Origin of the sequence: Edaphobacter sp. (genome assembly GCF_035532915.1) — a bacterium.
GTDB lineage: Bacteria > Acidobacteriota > Terriglobia > Terriglobales > Acidobacteriaceae > Edaphobacter.
On sequence record NZ_DATKQC010000486.1, the window covers coordinates 1 to 7,357 of the forward strand.

Below are 7,357 nucleotides of genomic sequence, written 5' to 3' on the forward strand. Positions count from 1 at the left end.
CTCTGAGGGAGCGTTTCGGTTTGGGAGAGGACAAGAGCACGGCTGTATCGCAGGTTATCTCGGCGACGATCGAGGAGGGACTTGTCAAAGCCGATGAGACTGTCGGGGGGTCAAAGAAGTGGGCACGTTATTTGCCATTCTGGGCGTAGCGGACGATATTGCGGACGCTTTATATAAAAGTGAGCCAAATTTGGATCGCTATAGCGTCTTAAATGGCTGAATCTAATTGCTTTGCTTATTTAAGCTCATATAAGCTATAGCGGCTGGATGAAAGGTTCAAATCGTGGGAAGCAGCGGATTTACCGAGTCCGTCGTCGAAGAAGCCACCCTCGACTGGTTGGCGGGCCTGGGCTACACGGTTCTGCATGGCCCCGACATCGCTGCCGGGGAGCCGGCGGCCGAGCGGGATGACTCCGGCTATCGCGATGTGATTTTGGAGCGGCGGCTGCGGCAGGCGCTGCAGCGGTTGAATCCCACGCTGCCACCAGAGGCTATCGAAGACGCCTACCGTCGTCTGACGCGGCCGGAAGAGCCCTCAACGGTCACGCAGAATCACGCCGTCCACAAGATGCTGGTGGACGAGGTGACGGTGGAGTACACGCGGCCCGACGGCTCCATTGGCGGCGCGCTGGTGCGCGTGATCGACTTCGATAATCCAGATAACAACGACTGGGTGGCGGTAAACCAGTTCACCGTGGTGGAGGGCCAGCACACGCGACGGCCGGACGTGCTGATCTTTCTGAATGGTCTGCCCATCGCTCTGATGGAGTTGAAGAATCCGGCAGACGAGAACGCCACCATCTGGAATGCCTACGACCAGATCCAGACCTACAAAGCGCAGATTCCCTTGCTCTTTGCCTATAACGAGTTGCTCATCATCTCCGATGGTCTGGAGGCGCGTGTGGGTTCACTGACAGCGTCCACCGAGCGCTTTATGCCATGGCGCACGATTGAAGGCGAGGACTTGGCGCCGACCTCGATGCCGCAACTTCAGGTTGCGGTGCATGGCTTGCTGGAGAAGCAGCGTCTGCTCGATTTCCTGCGCTACTTCGTTGTCTTTGAAGACGAGGGCGGCGGCATCCTGACCAAGAAGATAGCCGGGTACCACCAGTTCCACGCCGTAAATCGCGCGCTGGCGCAGACCTTGGGTGCCGCACAGGTCACTGGCGATCATCGCGCCGGCGTGGTTTGGCACACACAAGGCAGCGGCAAGAGCCTGACCATGGCCTTCTATGCCGGGCGGCTCGTGCTGGAACCCCGTTTGCAGAACCCGACCATTGTGGTGATTACCGACCGCAACGATCTGGACGACCAGCTTTACGGTACCTTCTCCCGCTGCCACGAACTGCTGCGTCAGGACCCGGTGCAGGCCGTGAGCCGCGAGGACCTGCGGGCACGGTTGCAGGTCTCCACGGGCGGCGTAGTCTTTACGACGATTCAGAAGTTCATGCCTGCGGAAGACGATCGCGATCCGGCTCTTTCCGGCCGTCACAACATCATCGTGATCGCAGATGAGGCCCATCGCAGCCAGTACGACTTTATTGATGGTTTTGCACGGCATATGCGCGATGCGCTGCCGAATGCGTCGTTCATCGGCTTTACAGGGACGCCCATTGAAAAGACCGATGCCAACACTCGGGCTGTCTTTGGCGACTACATCAGCGTGTACGACATCCAGCGTGCAGTGGAGGACAAGGCGACGGTCCCGATCTACTACGAGAGCCGCCTTGCCAGAATTGGGCTGGATGAGCGCGAAAGGCCGAAGCTCGATGACGATTTTGATGAGGCCACCGAAGGCGAGGAAGTTGAACGGCGCGAGAAGTTGCGAACGAAGTGGGCCGCGATGGAGGCCATTGTCGGCACTGAGAAGCGGTTGGAGACCGTTGCAGACGATTTAATCCATCACTTCGAGGAGCGGTTGGAGGCGATGGACGGCAAGGCGATGATCGTCTGCATGAGCCGCCGCATTTGCGTGGACCTTTACAACCAGATTGTGAAGTTGCGCCCTGAGTGGCACAGCGAGAATGACGACGCCGGCATATTGAAGATCGTCATGACCGGTTCGGCGGCAGACGGGCCGGAGTGGCAGCAGCATATCCGCGACAAGCGCCGCAGAGAGGCGCTGGGCAAGCGGTTCAAGAACGCAAAGGACGCGCTCAAGATCGTCATCGTGCGCGACATGTGGCTGACGGGTTTTGATGTGCCCAGCCTACACACCATGTATGTGGACAAGCCGATGCGCGGCCACGGCTTGATGCAAGCGATAGCCAGGGTAAATCGCGTCTTTAAGGACAAGCCGGGCGGGCTGATTGTGGACTATCTCGGGATTGCTCATGAGCTGAAACTGGCACTGAGCACCTACACCGAAAGCGGCGGCAAAGGCCGCACTGCGATTGATCAGGAAGAAGCCGTCGCTGTGATGCTGGAGAAATACGAGATTTGCCACAGCCTGTTCCACGGTTTCGATTGGTCGGCCTGGACCAGCAACTCACCGGCGGCGCGGCTGGCACTACTTCCCAATGCGCAGGAGCATATCTTGCGCCAGGAAGAGGGCAAGAAACGGTTGGAAAAGGTAGTGGCGGATTTATCAGCAGCATTCGCACTGTCGGTTCCGCATGACGCGGCGATGAGAATCCGTGATGACGTCGGATTCTTTCAGGCGGTCAAGGCCGTGCTGACGAAGGCCGCCGGCCAGCAGAGCCGGCCGGAGCATGAACTGGATGCTGCGATCCGGCAGATCGTGTCGCGGGCGGTGGTATCGGACCAGGTAGTGGACATCTTTGCTGCAGCTGGTCTTAAAAAGCCAGATATTTCGATCCTCTCCGAGGATTTTCTTGCCGAGGTCAGCCGACTTCCCCAGAGGAATCTTGCCGTTGAGTTGCTGCGAAAGCTGCTGAACAACGAGATCAAAATACGCGGGCGCCGGAATGTGGTGAAGGCCCGGCTTTTCTCTGAGTTGCTGGAAAGCGCCATTCGGAAATACCAGAATCGCGCCATCCAGACGGCCCAGGTCATTGAGGAATTGATCGGCCTCGCCAAGCAGATGCGCGAGGAAGCCGCCAAAGGCGCGGAACTTGGCCTGACCGACGATGAGGTTGCCTTCTATGACGCGCTGGGCATAAACGACAGTGCCGTGCAGGTGCTGGGCGACGAAACGCTCAAGACGATTGCACGCGAGCTGGTCGAGACCGTACGACGAAATACAACCATCGATTGGACGGTCCGGGAAAATGTCCGCGCAAACCTGCGTGTGCTGGTGAAGCGCATCCTCAGGAAGTACGGCTACCCGCCAGACAAACAGGAGAAAGCTACAGATACCGTACTGGAGCAGGCAGAGACGCTCTCGGCAGACTGGGCGTTTGCATAACGAAATCCTGAAGGACAAAGGAGCATATCGTTCCTGTGTTCACAGCTCACTGCATTCGGCGATAATTGCCAGCACCCTATCAAGGTATCTGCCAACCTGCTTCGAATCGACACTCGTGCGGACGCTCTCCGGAAACACGCGAAACCAGTCTGCTCTGGTCCTGGGGCGTTTCACGATGAACTCTTCGAGCAGGCTTTTTCTGAGAAGGCCTTGTTCTGCCGGGGAGTCAGGAAACGCAGGCTTGATCTCATCTTCGCGCAGGGCAATTAGGCGCTGACGGAGGGCATCGATCCGGCTGACCTTTTTCTTCTCTGCCTGATAGGCAGGATCGGTCTCTAAGAGATCGTCGATGCGCCGCATTAATCTCTTTATCTCGCTGTCTCTGTTTCTGAACCAGTCGGTAGACCACACGCGGTGGATCTTCCAACCGAGATTCTCGAGAATTTCCTGGCGGAGTCGGTCACGGTCCCGTGCGGAGCGGCCCGAGTGGTAGCTTGCTCCGTCGCATTCAATGCCAAGAAGGTATGCCCCTGCTTTGTTGGGATGTTTGACACCAAGGTCGATGAAGAATCCCGCCACACCCACTTGCGGCACAACTTCGTAGCCGTGATCTTTAAGGACTGCACCAACTGAACGCTCAAAGTCATTGGTAGGTTGGTCACTGCCGTCATCGGCTTGCTGAAGGATGCCGGTGCGGGCAAATTGCAAATATTGCTTCAGTGCTCTCACTCCCCACGGGCTATTAGCGGTTGTCTGAATCCGGTCCGGATCGAGAGAGCTGAAGACAACGACACGTTTCTTTGCACGGGTGAACAGGACATTGAGACGGCGGTGACCGCTCGGCCCGTTTATAGGACCAAACCGCTGGTATTGGTTTCCGCGCGCATCCGGCCCATATGTGGTCGATATGAAAATGACATCGCGCTCATCACCTTGAACATTCTCAAGGTTCTTCACAAACAGGGTATCCTGGCCGCTCGTCATCTTCTCCTGATAGGCAATGGCAGCGGGATCTTCTCTGAGTTTCTTGTCCAACAGTTCTTCGACCAGTTCTCGTTGCTCGAAGTTAAGGGTGACGACGCCCAGCGATTCGTGCGGGAATTGCCGCATGTGCTCCATCACGGCCTCCACCACGACGGCGGCCTCGCGGGCGTTGCGACTATTCTCAAAAACGCCGCCCGCGACGAAGTGATGCTTCACGCCCAGGGATGCGTCATCATGGTACGCGGAGGGGAAGATGATCAGGTCACGTTGGTAAAACTCCTCATTGGAAAACGCAATGAGGCTGTGGTGACGTGAGCGATAGTGCCACCTGAGCCGTCGTACTGGCTGGAAAAGTGTGCTGGCAACGTCGAGGATGCTTTCGCCTTCTTCCACGGCCGTGCGCTCATCGGCATCGCTATCGTCGTCTGGATCAAGCGATACCCTTTGGAAGAAGTTCGTGGGCGGAAGTTGCTTGGGATCGCCGACTATGACCACCTGTCCGCCCCTGGCGAGCGCTCCTATGGCGTCCTCAGGTTTAAGCTGGGATGCTTCATCCATCACGACGAGATCAAACTTCATTCGGCCTGGCTCAAGGTACTGAGCGACGGAGAGCGGTCCCATCATAAAGCACGGTTTGAGGGACAGCAGAGCGTTGGGCGCGCGGGACATTAGCTGCCGAATGGGGATATGCCGTTTTTGCTTGTTGGTTTCGTGGATGATGAGGGCTAATTCGGTCCAGGTCTTAACCGGTCCGCTCTGATTTCCATAGAAGAACCCGCGTTTATCCGCCAACGAAGCGACGCGCTCGCTGTAAAGTCGGATGGCCTCTCTGTCGGAGACTGCGAATTGCTTGCGAAGCTCCTCTTGAGTAATACCGGTCACATGAGCGAGCTCGGTGTACTGCGTGAATGCACTTCGCGCCAGCGTATTGTAAAAGACAAAGTGAAACCCTCGGTTAAGCTCGTTTGGCTCAATCGCCCTGTCTTCTGCAAGATTGGTGAGCCTATGAAGACCCGCATCCCGGCTCTTGATTCGCACACGCAGAAAATGAATCCACGGATCAAGATCCTCGGAATTTGCTCGGGCTTTTTCGATGAGATCCACGAGGCTGTCCCAAGATCCATCGGACTCGGCGGACCATGCAGATGAACCGGAAAGCGCTTCAAGAGTGGTAGCCGATTCCCTCATCTTGGCGCCGCACTCTGCGGCCTTCGAAAGCCACATGCGAAGTTCCCGAAGTCTGCTGTCATAGTCCTTACATAGCAACCACTCTGCCGCCTGCGTCGGCAGGCTGCGAGAGGCAATGGAGCTTGCAAAAGTGAGGGTCCTCTTGATGAGGTCAAGATCCGTATCCGCGCCCCTGTATGCTTCCCCGAGGGTTCGGTGCAGCGGGGTGGCAGCCACAAATCGCGATTGGGATGCGCGGCATTCGCGGACGGTGGCTAAGACGCTTGGGAATTCCCGAAGGGGAACTTCTTCGCGAATGCCAAGCGAAGCCACGTCATCAAGGACGATTGCAAGATTGCAGGCCAGGTTCTGCAGACAGGCCTCAATCTCATCAAACGATCCAGATGCAAAAAGCGGGCGCTGCGTTGGAACGGCACTAAGAATTTCGGTATTGCGATCTGCGACACTGCGCAATGAAGCGCGATGCTCCTCTGCCTCTGCCAGATTACGCCTGATGGACGTGAGCCTCTCTACTCTCGCGGCGAATGCCAGTCTCCTAAAAGGCTCAGCCTGGACATGATGGTCTGGCAATACAACGAACACGGTCTCGTACCACTCAAGCAGTTCCTGCAGTTCCTCCCAGGGGCTATGAACGCCCGCAAAGGAAGGACCGAGCATTTCACGATAAGTGCCGTTGTTGTCGAATTCACTGCGGCGCTGCACGTATTGTGCGATGGATCGTAGCGACTTACACATCTGTTCACGAGAAGCCTTCGCTCGCCGGCGAGAGAGCTGCTTGAAGGTCCTCACCGTAGATTTGTACTCGCGTCCAAACAACCGCTCCCAAAATGACGCGTATTCGAGAATCGCCGCGCCTTTGAGGAGTTGGGGCGGACTGTCCATCTCGGGCCCGAAAGAAAGATCGAAGTCATCGCTGAGCTTTTCTTCCTCGCCCCTAATATGGATCGCTTCCTGGCGGGCCTTCGTGAAAAGCGGCTTAGTGCGCTCATCTTCGAAGGTTGCCTGACGGAGATGAAGGCGTTCAATAGGAGCCTTCTCGATGAGCTCAAGTGTATTCAGCACATAGGTCGATGCTGAAAACACGGCGGGCGCATCGCAGCCGATCATGTCGAGAAGATACCGAAAAGACGATCTCGCTTCGCCCATTAGCTTCGCACCTTCGGATGCCATCTGATGAATCCGGCGCATATCCGCAAGCGTGCCCGTCTCAAGGCCCCATTGGTGCGCACATTCGACTGCTTCCGACAGAATTCTGTCAGCGTCTCTTTCCAGGAGCGCTTCGGCCCGGGTGGTGAAGGCAGAAAGGTCCGCAAAGGAACGTCGGTAGGTTTCTATATCGCAGATAAAGCCCTCGAATTGTTGCCGCATTTCAGGCATTTTGCAGGGAGCCAGCAGATCGTCGATCAGCACGCCGACGACTTCCGGAAGGTGGGCCAAGATATGTTTCCCTTCATCGAGACCGAGCGCAGATCGGGCAAGAGTGATGCCAGCATTACTCTGAAGGTGGCTGCAGCACTCTTCGGCTTCGCGCACCGCTGTACGGAAATCGTCCGTCGCCCCGAGGAGGCGCTCCGTTTCTTCAAACCCCAATGGTGCTTGAATCCAAGCCCACGGATGTTTTTCAAGCCTCTCGGAAGTTGAGAAAACTGCAGAAAGATGTTGTGCAAACACGGACAGAAACTGCTCAGTCTGGGTCAGCTCCGACGGAGTGAAAAGCGCTAGGCTTGGCAGAATGATTTGAGAGAGACGTTCGCGGTGATGAGCGATGTCCTGACCGCAGCGGTCGCGCGTCCAGAGGATATCGAAAATCGAAAGCCC

The 7,357-nt window shown here is 56.7% G+C and carries 3 protein-coding genes; 2 read left to right on the forward strand and 1 reads right to left on the reverse strand.

Annotated features, from left to right (window positions below; translation table 11 throughout):
* The first annotated feature begins 283 nt into the window (after positions 1–283).
* Positions 284–3,367: a type I restriction endonuclease subunit R gene (locus tag VMU57_RS22610; RefSeq protein WP_325387580.1), complete on the forward strand. Its 3,084-nt coding sequence runs from the start codon at positions 284–286 to the stop codon at positions 3,365–3,367.
* Between the two features lie 39 nt (positions 3,368–3,406).
* On the opposite strand, the gene VMU57_RS22615 is transcribed toward VMU57_RS22610, so the two are convergent.
* Complete coding sequence (locus VMU57_RS22615; protein WP_325387582.1) at positions 3,407–6,709, reverse strand: AAA domain-containing protein; 3,303 nt, start codon at positions 6,707–6,709, stop codon at positions 3,407–3,409.
* 3 nt (positions 6,710–6,712) lie between these two features.
* Between VMU57_RS22615 and VMU57_RS22620 the strand changes: the two genes are divergently transcribed.
* Positions 6,713–7,180: a hypothetical protein gene (locus VMU57_RS22620; RefSeq protein ID WP_325387584.1), complete on the forward strand. Its 468-nt coding sequence runs from the start codon at positions 6,713–6,715 to the stop codon at positions 7,178–7,180.
* Positions 7,181–7,357 lie beyond the last annotated feature (177 nt).